Genomic DNA, 17,598 nt, shown 5'->3' with positions numbered 1-17,598 from the left:
TGCTCCGGAGGCTAGGTCGGCCGACATCTGCGTGTCGACTTGCGTAGCATCTGGTAACAATTTGTCAGGCGTGTGCGTCTTGTGTATCGCCCGGGTTACTGACGTCAAGCCCTTGGCAGGCGCACCACTGCCGTTAAACCGCCGCCAGGTGTTTCTTCCAGACGCAGTTCGCCGCCCAGCCGCTGCACCGCTTCGCGGGCGATGGTCATGCCCAGGCCCACGCCCCCCGAATTGCGATTGCGCGAGCCTTCCAGGCGATAGAACGGCTCGAACACGGCCTCGCGCTGCTCTGCGCTGATGCCGGGCCCGTGGTCGATAACGCGGATCAGCAGCTCGCGACGGCTGTCCTGGATGTCGATCAAGGTCGCGCCGCCATAGCGCAGGGCGTTGTCCAGCAGATTGCCGATGCACGAGCGCAGCGCCATGGGCTGCACCAGCAGGGGCGCGCAATGGCCGCTGTACTGGGCGTCGGCACCATGATCCTGGGCGTTCTCGCACAGGGATTCGACCAGCGCTTGTACGTCGTACATCTGCTGGACTTCGCTGGTGCGCTGCTCGTGCAGGTAGGTCAGGGTCGCATCGAGCATGCCGATCATGTCGTCCAGGTCCTGGCGCATCTGATTCTGCAGCTTTTCGTTGTCCAGCTGCTCCAGGCGCAGCTTGAGCCGCGACAGCGGCGTGCGCAGGTCATGGGAGACCGCGCCGAGCATGCGCGCGCGGGCCTGCACCTGTTCGCGGATGCGCTGCTGCATGCGGTTGAATGTGGAAGCCACCTGGCGCGCTTCACGCGGGCCGGTTTCTTCCAGCGGCGGGCTGTCGAGGTTCTCGCTCAGGCGCTCGGCGGCATTGCTGAAGCGCTGGATCGGTCGCGACAGCAGCTTGGCGCCGTACCAGGCGGCCACCACCAGAGTGATCAGCTGGAACATAAGCGGCACGATCGGCCCACCGAACAGGCGCCGGGGCGGTGGCGGGCGTTCATCGCGCGGGTAGGGCTGGGCAGCGATGGCGCCGCCGTCCTCATCGGCACCTGCCTGGCGGTGCTCCGATTGCATCTGCATCTGCTCGGGACGCGGCGGGGGCGGTGGGAAGCCGTATTCCTGAAACCACAGAAAGGCCAGCACGTGGGCAAAGAGAATGGCGATCAACGACACGCCGAACAGGCGGGCGAACAGCGTATCGGGGCTTCTCATTAGCCAATTTCTCTCGCGTCGAACAGGTAGCCCTCACCGCGGACGGTCTTGATCAATTGCGGAGCCTTGGGGTCGTCGCCGAGTTTCTGGCGCAGGCGTGAGACCAGCAGGTCGATGCTGCGGTCGAACGCCTCGATGGAACGGCCACGGGCCGCGTCCAGCAACTGTTCGCGGCTGAGTACCCGGCGCGGGCGCTCAAGGAACACCCACAGCAGGCGGAATTCGGCGTTGGACAGCGGCACCACCAGGCCGTCGGCGGCGATCAGCTGGCGCAGCACGCTGTTCAGGCGCCAGTTGTCGAAGCGCACGTTGGCGCGCTGCTCGGTGCGGTCGTCGCGTACCCGGCGCAGGATGGTCTGAATGCGCGCCACCAGTTCGCGGGGCTCGAACGGCTTGGCCATGTAGTCGTCGGCGCCCAGTTCCAGGCCAATGATGCGGTCGGTCGGCTCGCAACGCGCGGTGAGCATGAGAATCGGGATGTCCGACTCCGAGCGCAACCAGCGGCACAGCGACAGGCCGTCTTCGCCCGGCAGCATCAGGTCGAGGACCACCACGTCGAAGGTTTCTTCCTGCAGCACCTGGCGCATCCCTTCGCCGTCGCTGACACCTACTGCAAAGATCCCGAAACGGGCGAGGTAGTCGATCAACAGCTCGCGGATCGGCACGTCGTCATCGACGATGAGCGCGCGGGTATTCCAGCGTTTGTCTTCGTCAGCCAGGCCTTTGCTGGCGTCGGCGGGGGTTTGCGGGTTGGTCTGCATGCTTGTTTCGTCTGCCTGGGAAAATGCCGGGGGGTGGGATGTCGCGTGCGGCGACAGTAGCGGCCGCGCATGTTGCCGGCATTTCCGGAATGTATCGAGATTGATACAAAAGTCGGCTTTTTTACGAAATCTTTATGCCGATCGTCGGCTCGTGTTCTCGAACCTTTACAGCCCTCCCTCCGAGAATAGCCCCAGCGGCAGATGCCGTCATTGGTCTAACGGAGAAAACCATCATGGGCGTTCTGGACGGTGTGTCATTGCTGCTGGCAGTGGCACTGTTTATTTATCTGCTGGTGGCGCTGTTGCAGGCTGGCCGGGGTGAGGTCTGACATGCACAGTTACGACTATGCCTTGATCATCGCCTTCCTGGCCATGGTATTGCTTCCCGCGCCGCTGCTCGGGCGCTTCTATTTCCGCGTGATGGAAGGCCAGCGCACCTGGCTGAGCCCGATCATCGGCCCCGTAGAGCGCAGTTGCTACCGATTGTCCGGAGTCGACCCCAAGGAACAGCAAAGCTGGCAGCGCTACGCCCTGGCCTTGCTGGCCTTCAATCTGGCCGGCTTCGTCATCCTCTTCGCCATTCTGCTGGGGCAGGGCGTGTTGCCACTCAATGGGCAGAATCTGCCCGGGCTGGAATGGACCCTGGCGTTCAACACGGCGGTGAGTTTCGTCACCAATACCAACTGGCAGTCCTACAGCGGTGAAGCCTCGCTCAGCTACCTCAGCCAGATGGCCGGCCTGACGGTGCAGAACTTCGTCAGCGCGGCGACCGGCCTGGCGGTGCTGGTAGCCCTGTGCCGCGGCATCGGCCAACGCTCGGCCAGCAGCATCGGCAACTTCTGGGTCGACATGACCCGCGCCACCCTCTATGGCCTGCTGCCGTTGTGCCTGGTGCTGGCGCTGGTGCTGGTCTGGCAGGGCGTGCCGCAGACCTTCAGCCACTATATAAGCAGCGTCACCCTGCAAGGCGTCGACCAGGTGATCCCGCTCGGCCCGGCGGCCAGCCAGATCGCCATCAAGCAGTTGGGCACCAACGGCGGCGGCTTCTTCGGCGCCAACTCGGCGCACCCGTTCGAAAACCCCACGGCCTGGAGCGGGCTGTTTGAGCTGGTGGCGATCATCCTCATCCCGGCGGCGCTGGTGTTCACCTTTGGCCACTACGTCAAGGACCTGCGCCAGAGCCGGGCGATCATGGGCTGCATGCTGGCGCTGCTGCTGATCGGCGGCGCAGTGGCGGTCTGGTCGGAATACCAGCCGGTGCCCGGTGGCGATGCCAGCCTGGTGCAGCAGGCCGCGCCCCTGGAAGGCAAGGAAACCCGCTTCGGTACCACCGCCAGCGCCCTGTGGGCGGTGACCACCACAGCGGCGTCCAACGGCTCGGTGAACGCCATGCACGACAGCCTCAACCCGCTGACCGGGCTGGTGGCCATGGCCAACATGATGGTCGGCGAGGTGATCTTCGGCGGCGTCGGCGCCGGCCTCTACGGCATGCTGCTCAACGTGCTGATCGCGGTGTTCCTGGCCGGGCTGATGATCGGTCGCACCCCGGAATACCTCGGCAAGAAGCTGCAGGCCCGCGAGGTTCAGCTGCTGGTGGCGACCCTGCTGGTGATGCCGATCGGCACACTGGTGCTCGGCGCCATTGCCGCCAGCCTGCCGGGGCCGGCGGGCGCGGTGAGCAACCCCGGGCCGCACGGCTTCAGCCAGCTGCTGTATGCCTACACCTCGGCGTCGGCGAACAACGGCTCGGCGTTCGGCGGGTTCAGCGCCAACACCGCATTCCACAACCTGATGCTCAGCCTGGCGATGTTCATTGGCCGCTTCGGCTACATCCTGCCGGTGCTGGCCCTGGCCGGCGGCCTGGCCATCAAGAAGACCGCGCCGGTGGGACCCAACAGTTTTCCCACCCACGGCCTGCTGTTCGTGACCCTGCTCGGCGTGACCATCCTGCTGGTGGGCGGCCTGACCTTTCTGCCGACCCTGGCCCTGGGGCCGATCGCCGAACACCTGAGCCTGGCCTTTTAAGGAATCGATGATGAACATGCCCGTCAAGAATGCCGTGCGGGTCGACGCCTCGACCTCGTCGGCCACTGCAATCTCCAGCCTGTGGCGCCCAGCGTTGCTGCAGGCCTTCGTCAAGCTCGACCCGCGGCAGCTCAAGCGCGCGCCGGTGATGCTGGTGGTCGAGCTGACCGCCATCCTCACCACGCTGCTGTGCCTGGTGCCGGATGCCCAGGTGCCGTTGTACATCGCCGTGCAGATCGCGCTGTGGCTGTGGTTCACCGTGCTGTTCGCCAATTTCGCCGAAGCCCTGGCCGAAGGCCGCGGCAAGGCGCGGGCCGACAGCCTCAAGGCGGGTAGCCAGGGCCTGACGGCGCGGCGGCGCAACGCCCAGGGCAGCTTCGAGGTAGTCGCCGCCACCGCGCTGCGCCGTGGTGACGTGGTGCGGGTCGAGGCCGGCGAGATGATCCCCGGCGACGGTGAAGTGATTCAAGGCATCGCCGCTGTCAACGAGGCGGCCATCACCGGAGAATCGGCGCCGGTGATCCGCGAGTCCGGCGGCGACCGCTCGGCCGTCACCGGCAACACCCGGCTGGTGTCGGACTGGCTGCTGGTGCAGATCACCGCCAACCCCGGCGAGTCGACCCTGGACCGCATGATCGCGCTGGTGGAGGGCGCGCGTCGGCAGAAGACCCCTAACGAGATCGCCCTCGACATCCTGCTGATCGGCCTGACCCTGATCTTCCTGCTGGTGGTGGTGACCCTGCAGCCGTTCGCCCATTTCGCGGGTGGCAGCCTGCCGCTGGTGTTTCTGGTGGCGCTGCTGGTGACCCTGATTCCGACCACCATCGGCGGCCTGCTGTCGGCCATCGGCATCGCCGGCATGGACCGCCTGGTGCGCCTCAACGTCATCGCCACCTCCGGCCGTGCGGTAGAGGCGGCCGGCGACGTGCACGTGCTGCTGCTGGACAAGACCGGCACCATCACCTTCGGTAACCGCCGCTGCACCGCCCTGCATACCGCCCCCGGCGTCGGTCCGCTGGAGCTGGCCGAGGGCGCGTTGCTGGCGTCGCTGGGCGACGAAACCGCCGAGGGCAAGTCGATCGCCGACTACGTGCGCCAGTTGCACGACATCGCCGAGCCGCACAGCGAGGCCTATGCCGCGGTGGCGTTCAGCGCGCAGACCCGGCTGTCGGGCATCGACCTGGGCGCGCAGCTGTACCGCAAGGGCGCAGTCGATTCCTTGCTGGCGTTCATCGGCAAGACCCGCCGCGACCTGCCCGTGGGCCTGGCCCAGGACATCGAGCGCATCGCCCAGAGCGGCGGCACGCCCCTGCTGGTGTGCAAGGACCAACGCCTGCTGGGCGCCATTCACCTCAAGGACGTGGTCAAGCCCGGCATCCGCGAGCGCTTCGAGGAGCTGCGCCGGCTGGGTATCCGCACAGTCATGGTGACCGGCGACAACCCGCTGACGGCAGCGGCCATTGCCGCCGAGGCCGGGGTCGATGACGTCATTGCCGAGGCAACGCCGGAGAAGAAACTGGCGCGCATTCGCCAGGAACAGGACGACGGCCGCCTGGTGGCGATGTGCGGCGACGGCGCCAACGACGCCCCGGCGCTGGCCCAGGCCGATGTCGGCATGGCCATGAACGACGGCACCCAGGCGGCGCGGGAGGCGGCCAACATGGTCGACCTGGACAGCGATCCGACCAAGCTGCTGGACGTAGTACAGATCGGCAAGGAGCTGCTGGTGACCCGTGGCGCGCTGACCACCTTTTCCATCGCCAACGACGTGGCCAAGTACTTCGCCATCCTGCCGGCGCTGTTCGCGGCCATCTATCCGCAGCTGGGCGTACTCAACGTCATGCACCTGAGCAGCCCGCGCAGCGCGATCCTCTCGGCCATCGTCTTCAACGCCCTGATCATCATTGCGCTGGTGCCCCTGGCTCTGCGCGGGGTGCGCGTGCAGGCCGCCAGCGCCGCCCAGCTGCTGCGCCGCAACCTGCTGATCTATGGCCTGGGCGGGCTGCTGGTGCCCTTCATCGGCATCAAGCTGATCGACCTGATTCTCACTGCTTTGCACCTGGTTTGAGGAGTACGACATGTCCAACTATCTGCGTCCGGCCCTGAGCCTGATGGTGTTGATGACCCTGATCACCGGCGTCGCCTACCCAATGGTGGTGACCGGTATCGCCCAGTTTGCCTTTCCCGATCAGGCCAACGGCAGCCTGGTGCGCGACGCCGACGGCAAGGTGCGCGGCTCTCTGCTGCTGGCCGAGGACTTCACCGGCGACAGCTGGTTCCACCCGCGCCCCTCGGCAGGCGCCTTCGCCACTGTGTCCAGCAGCGCCAGCAACCTGGCGCCGAGCAACCCGGCGCTGGCCGCACGCATCAATGCCGATGCGGCCAAGTTGCAGGCGAGCGGGCAGGGCCCGGTGCCGCTGGCCATGCTGACCACCTCGGGCAGTGGCCTGGACCCGCACCTGCCGCCTGCAGCCATCGCCTGGCAACTGCCGCGCGTAGCCGCCGCGCGCCACCTGCCCGAGGAGAAATTGCAGGCGCTGGTGCAGGCCCACACCGAGTCGCCCCTGGTCGGCCCGCCGGTGGTCAATGTGCTGGCTTTGAACCTGGCGCTGGATGGGCTACGGTAGGTCCTTGAGGTTCAATAGGGTCGTTGGTGTCCGTCGAGAGGTTCAATAGGGCCACCACCGGCCGCCCGCGCGGCCTATCGCGGGCTGCGCGCGCTCCCACGTCTGTTTTGATTCATAGGCATCCAGTGGCATCGCCTCCGACCGCCTTTGATGTTCAAGGCGGTCATAGGTGGTCTGTCTGGAATGGCACGTTCGAAGCAAATGTAGGAGCCGGCGTAGCTGGCGATAGGCCGCGCGGGCGGCCGTTGGTCGCCCTATTGAGCCTCCAGACATGCACTCAACCTCAATCCACCCACCCCCAACTCAACCCAAGGCCCCGCCCAGCATGCCCCCCAACCCGCAACGCGCCGACGCCCTCCTGGCCGACCTGCCGCACCCCGGCCGTGGCCGCCTCAAGGTCTTCCTCGGCGCCGCTCCCGGCGTGGGCAAGACCTACGCCATGCTCCAGGCCGCCCATGATCGCCAGCGCCAGGGCCTCGGGGTGCTGGCCGGGGTGGTCGAGACCCACGGCCGGCGCGAGACCGAGGCGCTGCTGGCCGGCCTGCCGCAACTGCCCCTGCTGCGCCGCGAGCATCGCGGCATCTGGCTGGAGGAACTGGACCTGGATACGCTGCTGGCCAGCGCTCCACAGCTGGCGTTGATCGACGAGCTGGCCCACAGCAATGCGCCGGGCAGCCGCCACAGCAAGCGCTGGCAGGATGTCCAGGAACTGCTCGGCGCGGGCATCGACGTCTACACCACAGTCAACGTGCAGCACCTGGAAAGCCTCAACGATCAGGTGCGCGATATCACCGGCGTGCGGGTGCGCGAAACCCTGCCCGACTGGGTGGTGCAGGAGGCCTTCGAACTGGTGCTGGTCGACTTGCCGGCGCGCGAGCTGCTCGAGCGCCTGCGCGATGGCAAGGTCTATGTGCCCGAGCAGGCGCGGGCGGCGATTGACGCCTTCTTCTCCCAGACCAACCTCAACGCCCTGCGCGAGCTGGCCCTGCAGACTGCCGCAGCCCAGGTGGATGCCGACCTGGCCCAGGGCTATCACCAGCGCGGCGAAGCGCCGCCCAGCGTGCGCGGTCGGCTGCTGGTGGGCGTGCAAGGCAACGGGCAGGCCGAGCGCCTGGTGCGCCACGCCAGCCGGGTGGCGCAGCGCCGGCACCTGCCGTGGAGCCTGGTCTTCGTCGATGACGGCAAGCCGCGCGACGAGCTGGCCCGCACCTACCTGCAGAACGCCCAGCAACTGGCCGAGCGCCTGGGCGGCGAAGTGCTCGAGCTGCGCGCCGAAGACGTTGCCGCGACCTTATTGCGCCAGGCCCGCGAGCGACGCGCCAGCCTGCTGCTGGTCGGCCAGTCGCGTCGCTCGCGCTGGCGCGGCGGGGTGGCCGGGCGCCTGCTGCGCGATGGCCAGGGCATGGAGATCAACGTGCTCGACCGCGCCGGCGAGAGCACCGACAGCGCCCGCCTGACCCTGCACGCCAGCGCTCCCTGGCGCGACTACGCCCTGGCCCTGGTGGCCACGGTGCTGGCCAGCGCCCTGGCCTGGGCGGTGGCCAGCCTGTTGCCGCTGCCGAATATTTCTTTGGTGTTCCTCGGCGCCGTGCTGCTGGTGGCGGTGCGCAGCAGCCCCGGGCCGGCGCTGCTGTGCGCGGGGCTATCGTTTCTGGCCTACGACTTCCTGTTCATCCCGCCGCTGTTCTCGTTCAGCATCCAGCGCGAGGAAGACGTGCTGACCTTGCTGTTCTTCATGCTCATGGCCCTGCTGACCGGCAACCTCGCCGCGCGCCAGCGCCGGCAGTTGCAGGCCCTGCGGGAAACCCGGCGGGAAACCGGCGAACTGCTCGACCTGTCGCGACGCCTGGCGGCGGCCACCGACCACCAGGCGGTACTGGCCGCCGCCCGCCAGCATTTCGCCGCCTGGCAGGACGTGGAGGTGCAGGTCCTGGAACGCCAGGGCGAGACCCTGTGGCACCCGCTGCTGGCCTTAAGCGAGACCGAACAGGCCGCTGCCGCCTGGGCCTGGCAGCATCAGCAGGCAGCGGGGCAGGGCACCGGCACCTTGCCCGCCGGCCGCTGGTGGTGGTGGCCGCTGGCGCTGGAGGGTCAACCCCTGGCGCTGCTGGGCGTGCGCGGCGAGGGCGACCAGGCGTTGGCGGCGCCGCGTCGGCGCCTGCTCACCGCCCTCGGCCAGCCACTGGCCCAGGCGCTGGCGCGGGCGCGGTTGGCCGACCAACTCGAAGCGGCGCGCCTGCACGGCGAAACCGAACAGTTGCGCAGCGCCTTGCTGGCCTCGGTGTCCCATGACCTGCGCACGCCGCTGACGGCCATGCGCGGCAGCATCGACAGCCTGCTGGCGCTGGGCGAAGCCATTCCCCGGGCCGATCGCGAAGAATTGCTGGAAGGCACCCGCGACGAAGCCGAGCGCCTGGACCGCTACATCCAGAACCTGCTCGACATGACGCGCCTGGGCCATGGCGCGCTCAAGCTCAGCCGCGACTGGGTCGCCCCCGGCGACATCGTCGCCAGCGCCACCCACCGCCTGCGGGCGGTGCTGGCGCCGTTGCAGGTCAGCGTGCAGGTGCCGGCCGAGCTGCCATTGCTGTTCGTGCACGCCGCGCTGATCGAACAGGCACTGGTCAACGTGCTGGAAAATGCCGCGCGTTTCTCGCCGCCGGGCGGGCGTCTGCAGGTGGCGGCGCAGGTGCACGGCGAGCAGTTGGAGCTGCGGGTGGCCGACGAGGGCCCGGGCATTCCCAAGGCCGAACGCGCGCAGATCTTCGACATGTTCTACACCGCCGCCCGTGGTGATCGCGGCGGCCAGGGCACCGGGCTGGGCCTTGCCATATGCCAAGGCATGATCGGTGCCCATGGCGGGCAGATCGTCGTTGCCGACGGCATCGATGGCCGTGGCACGCGGATCACCTTATGCTTGCCGCTGCAGCGCCAACCCGGCGCGGACGAAGACAGCTGAATGAGCCAGACCGCGACCATCCTGGTCATCGACGACGAACCGCAGATCCGCAAGTTCCTGCGCATCAGCCTGAGCTCCCAAGGCTACAAGGTGCTGGAGGCAGCGACCGCTGGCGAGGGCCTGAGCCAGGCAGCGCTGAACAAGCCCGACCTGGTGGTGCTCGACCTCGGCCTGCCGGACATGGACGGCCAGCAGGCCCTGGCCGAGCTGCGCGAGTGGTCGCAGGTCCCGGTGCTGGTGCTCTCGGTGCGCGCCGGCGAGGCCGACAAGGTGCTGGCGCTGGATGGCGGCGCCAACGACTACGTGACCAAGCCGTTCGGCATCCAGGAATTTCTCGCCCGGCTGCGCGCCCTGCTGCGCCAGGCGCCGGCCGGCGAGGCGGCGCCGGCGCTGGTGCAGGTCGGCCAGCTGCGCATCGACCTGGCCCTGCGCCGGGTCAGCCTGGGCGACGCCGAGGTGGCCTTGACCCGCAAGGAGTACGCGGTGCTCGCGCAGCTGGCCCGGCATCCGGGGCGCGTGATCACCCAGCAGCAGCTGCTCAAGGACGTTTGGGGGCCGAGCCATGTCGATGACAGCCACTACCTGCGCATCGTCGTGGCGCACCTGCGCCAGAAGCTGGCGGATGAGCCGGCGGCGCCGAGGTATATCGTCACCGAGGCGGGGGTGGGGTATCGGTTGATGGGGTGAGGGCCGCCCGTGGAAGGCGCATCAGCGAGCGGTTTGATGTTCGCTTTCGCGCTCATACGCGTCCAGGGTATCGCGGGCAATGATGCGCCCCAGCTCGATCAGCTCCGGGGCCTTGTAGAACTCGAAGAAGCGGCACACCCGCTTGGGCACGTTGATCAGCACATCAGGCGGGTAGCCGGCGATCTTGTACTGCGCCAGCGACGTCTGCATCACCTCGAAGCTCTGGTTGATCAGGTCCAGCAGCGACGCCGGGCCGACGTTGTCGATGGTCACCGAGCCGGTTGCCGACGCCGGCGCGCCGGGTGCTTCGGGCGCCGCCGCGCGGGCCGAGGGCGGCAACGGGCCGCCCAGCCAGGGGTCGCCAGCGGCGACCTGCAGGGTCTCCTGTTCGATGCGCAGCAGCTGCTCGGCCGGCTGGCGGCGAAACGGCAGGCGCGAGCCCAGGGAACTGAGCACGCTGTTGAAGCGCTGCTTGAACGCCGCCGGGCGCTCGATCACCGGCAGCACGTACTGCTTCTGGTTGGTGGCGTTGAGGTTGACGGCGATGATCAGGTCGCAGTGGCTGGAGACCACCGGCACGATCGGCAAGGGGTTGAGCAGGCCGCCATCGACCAGCATGCGATTGCCCTGCATCACCGGGGTGAACAGGCTGGGGATCGCCGCCGAGGCGCGCATGGCCTGGTGCAGGTCGCCTTCCTGAAACCAGATTTCCTGCTGGTTGGTGAGGTCGGTGGCCACGGCGGTGTAGGGGATGCGCAGGTCTTCGATGTTCATCTCTCCGACGATCTTGCGAATCTGCCCGAACACCTTCTCGCCGCGAATCGCGCCCAGGCGAAAACTCACGTCGACCAGCCGCAGCACGTCGAGGTAGTCCAGGCTCTCGATCCAGCGCCGGTAGTCGGGCAGCTTGCCAGCGGCATAGATGCCCCCGACCACCGCGCCCATGGAGCAGCCGGCGACGCAGGCAATGTTGTAGCCGCGCCGTTCGATTTCCTCGATCACGCCGATATGCGCATAGCCGCGGGCCCCGCCCGAGCCCAGCACCAGGGCCACTCGTTTGTCGTTATGCACGCGGTTTTCCCCCAAGAGCCATCAGGCCTCTACAATGCACCCGATGGACGGTCGGCTCAATGCGGGATGTGGCACTTTTCATGTTGCGCATCGGTCCTAAGTGCGTCGTCTATCCGCGTTCTCCCTTTTGAGGTGTCATCGATGAAAGCCTGGGTCTGTCTGCCGTTGTTAGCGTTGGTCTTGACAGGTTGTGCCGGTAAGACTGCTTACCGTGATAGTTGCGCCACCCAGCTCGATGCCGCCTGGCATGAACTGGACCTGGCCAAGGCCGAAGGCTTTGCCGGGACGGTCAGCTACTCCAAGGCGTTGTCGTTGTTGACGGGGGCCAAGACCCAGCAACAATTCGAAGCCTTCCAGGGTTGCGACGAGAAAGCCGAGAAGGCTCGCTTCTACATTCGCGAGTCCCGCGCCGGTCGTTGATCGGCCTTGGCCCGGCGCGTTCGGCGCCGGGCCTGCTGCAGGGAGCGTTCACGCATGCGCAGTCAACTGGAAGAATGCCTGGGCGTCATCAACCAGGTATTGCTCGGCAAGGAACAGCAGGTGCGCCTGGCGCTGACCTGTATCGTCGCCGGCGGCCACCTGCTGGTCGAAGACCTGCCCGGCATGGGCAAGACCACCCTCAGCCACACCCTGGCGCGGGTGCTGGGCTTGAGTTTCCAGCGCATTCAGTTCACCTCCGATCTGCTGCCCAGCGACATCCTCGGCACCTCGGTGTTCGACAAGGATTCCGGTCAGTTTGTCTTTCATGAAGGGCCGATTTTCGCCGAACTGGTGCTGGCCGACGAGATCAACCGCGCCACCCCCAAGAGCCAGAGCGCGCTGCTGGAGGCGATGGAGGAGGGCCAGGTGACCATCGAGGGCGCCACGCGGGCCCTGCCGCGGCCGTTCTTCGTGATCGCCACGCAGAACCCCAGCACCCAGGGTGGCACTTTCGCCCTGCCGGAATCGCAATTGGACCGCTTCCTTATGCGCCTGTCGCTGGGCTACCCGGCCCGCGCGGCGGAAAAGGCCTTGCTGCTTGGCGAGTCGCGGCGCGATCTGCTGCCGCGTCTGGCGGCGGTGCTCGATCACGCGCAGCTGGCCCATTGGCAGGCGCAGGCGCGCGCGGTGCGGGTCAGCGATGCGTTGGTCGACTACGTGCTGCGCCTGGTCGAGGCCACCCGCAGCCAGGCGCAATTTGCCTGGGGCCTGTCGCCGCGCGCCAGCCTGGCGCTGCTGGGCGCGGCCCGGGCCTGGGCCTTGCTGCTGGGTCGCGACTACGTGATACCCGAAGACGTCCAGGCGGTGCTGCCGGCGGTGGTCAGCCACCGCCTGCGCGAGCAGGCCGACCCGGCGGGTGCCGGTGGCGGGCCACTGGTGCAGTGGCTGTTACGCGAGGTCGCTGCGCTGTGACCGCGCGCCAGCGCTGGCGGCGTTGGCAGGACCGACGCACGCCCAGTGCTGCGCGCATCGAACTGGACGGCAGGCGCATCTTCATCCTGCCCAGCCGCAGCGGCGCCGGGTTCGGCCTGGCGCTGCTGCTGATCCTGCTGGCAGCCATCAACTACCAGAACAGCATGGCCTATGGCCTGGTGTTTCTGCTGGGCTCGGTGTTCGTGGTGGCGATCCTGCACACCTACCGCAACCTGGCCGGCCTGGTGCTCAGCGCCGGCGCTGCGCCGGCGGTGTTTGCCGGCGAGCACGCGCGCTTCACCCTGCGCCTGGAAAGCCTGGGACGCGAACATCAGGCCATCGCGGCCGGCTGGACGGCGGCCGAGCTGCAACGGGTGGACATCGACGCCCAGCACGTCCAGCAGCTTGAACTGCACTTGCCCGCCGAGCGGCGCGGCTGGCTGCGCGCGCCCAGGATCCGCATCGAAAGCACCTTTCCCCTGGGGGTATTGATCGCCTGGAGCTGGGTCGACCCGGGCCAGCGTGCGCTGGTCTACCCGCGGCCCCTGCAGGGCGAGTTGCCCGGGGTGCCGAGCAGCGATCCGCCGCTGGAGGCCCACAGCGTGATCGCCCATGGCCAGGGCGTGGACGATTTTCAGGGCCTCAAGGAGTACCAGCCCGGCGACTCCTGGCGGCGCATGCACTGGAAGGCCTGGTCCCGCGGCGGTCCGCTGCTGCTCAAGGATTTCGCCGACCTGCGCGGCGAGCAACTGTGCCTGGATTTTCTCGCCCTGGGCGGCGATGCCGAGCAGCGCCTGTCGCGGCTGTGCTACTGGGTACTGGAGCTGTCGCGCCGCAGTATCCCCTTTGCCCTGCAGCTGCCTGGCCAGCAGTTGCCCCTGGCCAGCGGCGACGAGCACCGCCTGGCCTGTCTGCAGGCCCTGGCCCTGTTCGGGCAGCGGCCATGAGCAAGGCCGCGCCGGCGCCGGTGGCGGCCATCCCGCGCATCAGCCTGGGCTGGCTGCTGCTGGCCCAGGCGCTGGTGCTGGTGCCCTTGTGGCTGTACGTGCCCTTGTGGCTGCCGGCCTTGTGGCTGGCCTGCACGGCCTGGCGCGTGCAGATGCTGCGCATGCGCGCACCGGTGCCGGGGCGGGCGCTGAAACTCATGCTGGTGCTGTTGGTGGCCCTGGGCGTGTACGCCTCGCGCGGCAGCATGATCGGCCTGGACGCCGCTGCGGCGCTGCTGGTGGCGGCCTTTCTGCTGAAATTGCTGGAGATGCACAGCAGCCGAGACGCGCGGGTGTTGATCTTCCTCGGGCTGTTCTGCGTGGTGGTCGGCTACCTGTTCGACTCCAGCCTGCCGTGGGCGTTGTACAGCCTGCTGCCGGTCAGCGCCTTGCTCGCCGCCCTGATCGGCCTGCAACAGACCCGCCTGACCAGCCAGCGCTGGGCGACCTGGCGCCTGGCGCTGAAGCTGATCGCCCAGGCGCTGCCCTTGATGCTGCTGCTGTTCGTGCTGTTCCCGAGGCTGGACCCGCTGTGGTCGCTGCCCATGCCCGGCAGCAAGCACCTCACCGGGCTGGCCGAGAGCATGGAGCCCGGGGACATGGTCGAGCTGGGGCGCTCCAGCGAGATTGCCTTTCGCGCCGACTTCGCCGGCCCGGTGCCGCCCAAGCCCCTGCTGTACTGGCGCGGCCTGACCTTGGAGCGCTTCGACGGCAGGCGCTGGAGCCAGGCCAACTATAACCTGGCCCGTGGCGCGCCGGCCTGGCAACCCCGCGGGCCGCAGCTGGACTACCAGATCATTCAGCAGCCCAGCGGTTCGCCCTGGCTGTTTGCTCTCGACCTGGGCCGTACCTCGCTGGCCGGAGTGCGCCAGCTGGGCGACTTTCGCTTGCAGCGTCAACGCCCGGTGGAGCAGGCGCTGCTGTACGGCGTGCAGTCCTGGCCGCAAGCGCAGCGCGAGCCCGACCTGGACCCGCAGGTACGGCAGATCGACCTGAGCCTGCCGGCCACCGGCAATCCCCAGGCCCGGCTTCTGGGCGAACAGCTCAAGGCGCATAACGCCACGGCGGAGGCCATCGTCCAGGCGCTGCTGCGACAGTTTCACCAGGAGGACTACCACTACACGCTCAAGCCGCCGGCCGTGGGCCGCGACAGCATCGACGATTTCCTCTTCCAGACGCGCCGCGGCTTCTGCGAGCACTACGCCGGCGCCATGACCTTCGTCCTGCGCGCCGCCGGCGTGCCGGCGCGGGTGGTCGCTGGCTATCAAGGCGGCGAGCTCAACCCGGCGGGCAACTACCTGATCGTGCGCCAGTACCAGGCCCACGCCTGGGTCGAGTACTGGCAGGCCGGGGTGGGCTGGCGCAACGCCGACCCAACCGCCGCCGTGGCGCCGCAGCGCATCGAGTCGGGCCCCGAGCAGGCGTTGCAGGATGACCAGGAGTCACTGGCCGATTCGCCGTTCGCCAGCCGCCATTATCCCGGCCAGGCCTGGCTCAGTGGCCTGCAGCTGGGCTGGGACAACCTCAACTACAACTGGCAGCGCTGGGTGCTGGGCTATCAGGGCGAGCAGCAGTCGCAGTTCTTCCAGCACTGGCTGTCCGGGCGCCAGCTGTGGCTGTTGCCGCTGGGCATCGTCGGCTTGCTGCTGGTGCTGTCGCTGTGGCTGCTCAAACCCTGGCAGCGCCGTGAAGACCCGCAGCTGCGCGAATTTCACGCCTTCGAACGCTTGCTCAAGCGGCGCGGCCTGGTCCGCGTACCCGGCGAGGGCGCGAGCGCCTTCGCCGCCCGCGCGGCGCTGGCCTTGCCGGCCCATGGCCAGGCCATCCGCGCCTTTGCCGACGCTTTCAATCGGCAGCGCTATGCTGGTCTGCCCGCTGATCACCAGCGCCCCGACGCCCTTGGCCAGGCGTTGCGGGCACTGAAAAAACGTCTGAGATCTTCTTCCCATGGCCCCAGCAAGGAGTAACTGCCTATGTCGGCCCCCGTCGACTCATTGATCGCCCGTCTGTTGGGCCTGCACATCAAGCTACTGGCCTGCCAGGCGCGGTTGCGCGCCGAAACCGACGCCGAAGCCCTGCACGACCTGCGCACCAGCGTACGGCGCCTGCGCAGCCTGTTGCGACCCTTGCGCGAGCTGCCTGGCGTCGACCGCCTGGAAGCGGCCGCCAAAGGCGTCGGCGACCTGACCACGCCGCTGCGTGACCGCGAAGTGCTGGCCGCGCACCTGCTGGCGCACGGCCAGACCGCCCTGGGCCAGCGCCGCCTGGAGCAGATGCGCGGGGTGTTCGTGCAGGTGGCCGACTCCCAGGAGCTGGCACTGTTGCTGGCTGTACTCGATGCCTTCCCGTCCTTCGTGCGCAGTGCCCAACGCCAGGGGCTGCTCAAAGGCCTGGCCGGCAAGCTGCACAAACGCCTGGACAAGCAGTGGCACAAACTGCGCGCCGCGCTCAAGGACTCGGCCCACGACCGCCATCGCCTGCGCCTGTTGATCAAGCGCGTGCGCTACTCGGCCGAGGCCTACCCCGAATACGATCGCCTGCCTGACAAGGCCGCCAATCGCCTGAAAAAAGCCCAGGCCGCCCTTGGCGACTGGCACGACGCCTGGCAATGGCTGGCCCGCGCCGGCCAGGAGCCCGACCTGCAGCCTTGCGTGCCAGGCTGGCAGGTGGCGCTCCACGACGCCGAAAAGCATGCGGACAAGGTGCTGGATGGATTGTTGGCATTGAAAGGGCGTTGAAGGGGCATTGAACGCTGCTTGTCGGCAGGCTCGGCTTGGGAAATGATGGGCGCGGCCATCGACCAGTGGCCGCGCTGCCGTGGCACCATTGCCCCGCGAACTCCAACCACAAAACAACAAGAGCCCACCATGGATCTAGAAGACCTGCTCGCCGCCGTGCGCGCCCAGCCCGATGCCGTCTGCATCCCTCAGGACTGGACCCAGGGCCGTGCCTGCTATGGCGGCCTGATGGCTGCCCTGCTGTACGAAGCCATGCGCCAGCATGTCAGCCCCGAGCGCAGCGTGCGGTCGCTGGCAATCACCTTCGTAGGGCCGGCCCAGGCCGAGGAGCCGATCAGCTTCTCCATCGAAGTGCTGCGCGAAGGCAAGGGGGTCAGTTCGCTGCTCGGGCGGGCCACCCAGGGCGGCCAGGTGGTGACCCTGATGCAAGGCAGCTTCGGCGCGCCGCGCAGTTCGAGCATCGCCCTGACCAATCGCCCGGTGGCGCCGATGCTGGCGCTGGACGAGGCCCGCGAGCTGCCCTACCTGGAAGGCGTGACTCCACACTACATGCGCCATCTGGCCATGCGCTGGGGGGTCGGTGCCTTGCCCTTCAGCAACACCCCGGCCCCGGCCATGGGCGGCTGGATGCGCCTGCGCGGGGAGGCGACCCGCCCGCTGGACGAAGCCCGCCTGCTGGTCCTGACCGACGCCTGGCCACCCGCCTTGTTGCCACACCTCAAGGCCCCTGCGCCGGGCAGCAGCCTGAGCTGGACCATCGAGTTCGTGCAGCCGTTAGCGGCGTTGACGACGCAGGACTGGTGCCGCTATTGCGCAGTCATCGAGCATGCTCGCGACGGCTATGGCCACACTGCCGCCGGGGTCTGGAGCAGCGACGGCCAGTTGCTGGCCCTCAGCAGACAAACGGTGACGGTTTTCGGTTGAGGTCATTGCGCGCCTTGCGCTGCATGGCGAACGCGGCGACCAGCGCCAGAGAGCCTTCGGCCAGGGGCGCGACGCTCATTTCCAGCAGGCCGGAGCCGATCAGCAGCAAGGCCAGGGCCAGCAATGGGGCGACCAGGGGTTGCATGATCAGAGGTTTGACGATGTTGGGGCTTTGCGGATTCATGCTGGCTTCCTTCAGTGGGTAACTCATGGCTGAAGGTTAAAGCGCCTGCTGGTC

At 68.0% G+C, this 17,598-nt stretch carries 16 protein-coding genes; 12 read left to right on the top strand and 4 right to left on the bottom strand.

All coding sequences use genetic code 11. The annotated features are described in order from the left end of the window. Positions 1–104 precede the first annotated feature (104 nt). Together SFA35_RS18350 and SFA35_RS18345 are read right to left on the bottom strand one after the other, a co-directional pair. On the bottom strand, positions 105–1,190 hold the full coding sequence (locus tag SFA35_RS18350) for a sensor histidine kinase (RefSeq protein ID WP_320571950.1): 1,086 nt from the start codon (positions 1,188–1,190) through the stop codon (positions 105–107). Further along, positions 1,190–1,951, bottom strand: a complete 762-nt coding sequence (locus SFA35_RS18345; RefSeq protein ID WP_320571949.1) for a response regulator — start codon at positions 1,949–1,951, stop codon at positions 1,190–1,192. The genes SFA35_RS18350 and SFA35_RS18345 overlap by 1 nt, the downstream gene beginning before the upstream one ends. A 233-nt stretch (positions 1,952–2,184) precedes the next feature. On the opposite strand from SFA35_RS18345, the gene kdpF reads away from it, so the two are divergent. The 6 genes from kdpF to SFA35_RS18315 all read left to right on the top strand — a co-directional run bounded on the left by kdpF (position 2,185) and on the right by SFA35_RS18315 (position 10,249). Further along, complete coding sequence (gene kdpF / locus SFA35_RS18340; RefSeq protein ID WP_320571948.1) at positions 2,185–2,280, top strand: K(+)-transporting ATPase subunit F; 96 nt, start codon at positions 2,185–2,187, stop codon at positions 2,278–2,280. A gap of 1 nt (position 2,281) precedes the next feature. After that, complete coding sequence (gene kdpA, locus SFA35_RS18335; protein ID WP_320571947.1) at positions 2,282–3,976, top strand: potassium-transporting ATPase subunit KdpA; 1,695 nt, start codon at positions 2,282–2,284, stop codon at positions 3,974–3,976. Positions 3,977–3,992: 16 nt separating this feature from the next. Next, a complete protein-coding gene (gene kdpB, locus SFA35_RS18330; RefSeq protein ID WP_414058553.1) occupies positions 3,993–6,044 on the top strand; it encodes a potassium-transporting ATPase subunit KdpB in 2,052 nt (683 codons plus the stop codon). 10 nt (positions 6,045–6,054) lie between these two features. After that, on the top strand, positions 6,055–6,603 hold the full coding sequence (gene kdpC / locus SFA35_RS18325) for a potassium-transporting ATPase subunit KdpC (RefSeq protein ID WP_320571945.1): 549 nt from the start codon (positions 6,055–6,057) through the stop codon (positions 6,601–6,603). Between the two features lie 325 nt (positions 6,604–6,928). Then, on the top strand, positions 6,929–9,562 hold the full coding sequence (locus tag SFA35_RS18320) for a sensor histidine kinase KdpD (RefSeq protein ID WP_320571944.1): 2,634 nt from the start codon (positions 6,929–6,931) through the stop codon (positions 9,560–9,562). Then, positions 9,563–10,249: a response regulator gene (locus SFA35_RS18315; RefSeq protein ID WP_320571943.1), complete on the top strand. Its 687-nt coding sequence runs from the start codon at positions 9,563–9,565 to the stop codon at positions 10,247–10,249. 21 nt (positions 10,250–10,270) lie between these two features. On the opposite strand, the gene SFA35_RS18310 is transcribed toward SFA35_RS18315, so the two are convergent. Then, entirely contained in the window at positions 10,271–11,320 is a 1,050-nt protein-coding gene (locus SFA35_RS18310; RefSeq protein ID WP_320571942.1) for a patatin-like phospholipase family protein, read from the bottom strand. Positions 11,321–11,461: 141 nt separating this feature from the next. Here SFA35_RS18310 and SFA35_RS18305 point away from each other — a divergent pair, with 141 nt between their 5' ends. From SFA35_RS18305 to SFA35_RS18280, 6 genes are all read left to right on the top strand, one after another. Then, positions 11,462–11,740 (top strand): hypothetical protein, encoded by a 279-nt coding sequence (locus SFA35_RS18305; RefSeq protein ID WP_320571941.1) that lies wholly within the window; start codon positions 11,462–11,464, stop codon positions 11,738–11,740. A gap of 54 nt (positions 11,741–11,794) precedes the next feature. After that, complete coding sequence (locus SFA35_RS18300; protein ID WP_320571940.1) at positions 11,795–12,712, top strand: MoxR family ATPase; 918 nt, start codon at positions 11,795–11,797, stop codon at positions 12,710–12,712. Then, positions 12,709–13,659, top strand: coding sequence for a DUF58 domain-containing protein (locus SFA35_RS18295; protein WP_320571939.1), 951 nt, complete (start codon positions 12,709–12,711; stop codon positions 13,657–13,659). Before SFA35_RS18300 ends, SFA35_RS18295 begins: the two co-directional genes overlap by 4 nt. Next, positions 13,656–15,665 (top strand): DUF3488 and DUF4129 domain-containing transglutaminase family protein, encoded by a 2,010-nt coding sequence (locus SFA35_RS18290; RefSeq protein WP_320571938.1) that lies wholly within the window; start codon positions 13,656–13,658, stop codon positions 15,663–15,665. The genes SFA35_RS18295 and SFA35_RS18290 overlap by 4 nt, the downstream gene beginning before the upstream one ends. 6 nt (positions 15,666–15,671) lie before the next feature. Continuing rightward, on the top strand, positions 15,672–16,436 hold the full coding sequence (locus tag SFA35_RS18285) for a CHAD domain-containing protein (RefSeq protein WP_320571937.1): 765 nt from the start codon (positions 15,672–15,674) through the stop codon (positions 16,434–16,436). A gap of 129 nt (positions 16,437–16,565) precedes the next feature. After that, positions 16,566–17,360: a thioesterase family protein gene (locus SFA35_RS18280; protein WP_320571936.1), complete on the top strand. Its 795-nt coding sequence runs from the start codon at positions 16,566–16,568 to the stop codon at positions 17,358–17,360. Here SFA35_RS18280 and SFA35_RS18275 read toward each other — a convergent pair. Further along, the gene (locus tag SFA35_RS18275) at positions 17,329–17,544 is read right to left on the bottom strand and encodes a hypothetical protein (RefSeq protein WP_320571935.1); all 216 of its coding nucleotides are present in this window, start codon (positions 17,542–17,544) and stop codon (positions 17,329–17,331) included. The two genes, SFA35_RS18280 and SFA35_RS18275, sit on opposite strands and share 32 nt — an antisense overlap. Positions 17,545–17,598: the final 54 nt, after the last annotated feature.

The sequence above is a fragment of the Pseudomonas sp. HR96 genome (assembly GCF_034059295.1).
Taxonomy (GTDB): Bacteria; Pseudomonadota; Gammaproteobacteria; order Pseudomonadales; family Pseudomonadaceae; genus Aquipseudomonas.
Note: the sequence above shows the minus strand (reverse complement) of the source record. Positions and strands in the feature narration are given on the sequence as shown.

Excerpts from the sequence above, each read along its gene's own strand:
- kdpF (WP_320571948.1), top strand. The coding sequence starts at position 2,185 with ATGGGCGTTCTGGACGGTGTGTCATTGCTGCTGGCAGTGGCACTGTTT.
- SFA35_RS18315 (WP_320571943.1), top strand. The coding sequence starts at position 9,563 with ATGAGCCAGACCGCGACCATCCTGGTCATCGACGACGAACCGCAGATC.
- SFA35_RS18320 (WP_320571944.1), top strand. The coding sequence starts at position 6,929 with ATGCCCCCCAACCCGCAACGCGCCGACGCCCTCCTGGCCGACCTGCCG.
- SFA35_RS18275 (WP_320571935.1), bottom strand. The coding sequence starts at position 17,544 with ATGAATCCGCAAAGCCCCAACATCGTCAAACCTCTGATCATGCAACCC.
- kdpA (WP_320571947.1), top strand. The coding sequence starts at position 2,282 with ATGCACAGTTACGACTATGCCTTGATCATCGCCTTCCTGGCCATGGTA.
- kdpB (WP_414058553.1), top strand. The coding sequence starts at position 3,993 with ATGCCCGTCAAGAATGCCGTGCGGGTCGACGCCTCGACCTCGTCGGCC.
- SFA35_RS18300 (WP_320571940.1), top strand. The coding sequence starts at position 11,795 with ATGCGCAGTCAACTGGAAGAATGCCTGGGCGTCATCAACCAGGTATTG.
- SFA35_RS18280 (WP_320571936.1), top strand. The coding sequence starts at position 16,566 with ATGGATCTAGAAGACCTGCTCGCCGCCGTGCGCGCCCAGCCCGATGCC.
- SFA35_RS18305 (WP_320571941.1), top strand. The coding sequence starts at position 11,462 with ATGAAAGCCTGGGTCTGTCTGCCGTTGTTAGCGTTGGTCTTGACAGGT.
- SFA35_RS18290 (WP_320571938.1), top strand. The coding sequence starts at position 13,656 with ATGAGCAAGGCCGCGCCGGCGCCGGTGGCGGCCATCCCGCGCATCAGC.
- SFA35_RS18285 (WP_320571937.1), top strand. The coding sequence starts at position 15,672 with ATGTCGGCCCCCGTCGACTCATTGATCGCCCGTCTGTTGGGCCTGCAC.
- SFA35_RS18345 (WP_320571949.1), bottom strand. The coding sequence starts at position 1,951 with ATGCAGACCAACCCGCAAACCCCCGCCGACGCCAGCAAAGGCCTGGCT.
- SFA35_RS18350 (WP_320571950.1), bottom strand. The coding sequence starts at position 1,190 with ATGAGAAGCCCCGATACGCTGTTCGCCCGCCTGTTCGGCGTGTCGTTG.
- kdpC (WP_320571945.1), top strand. The coding sequence starts at position 6,055 with ATGTCCAACTATCTGCGTCCGGCCCTGAGCCTGATGGTGTTGATGACC.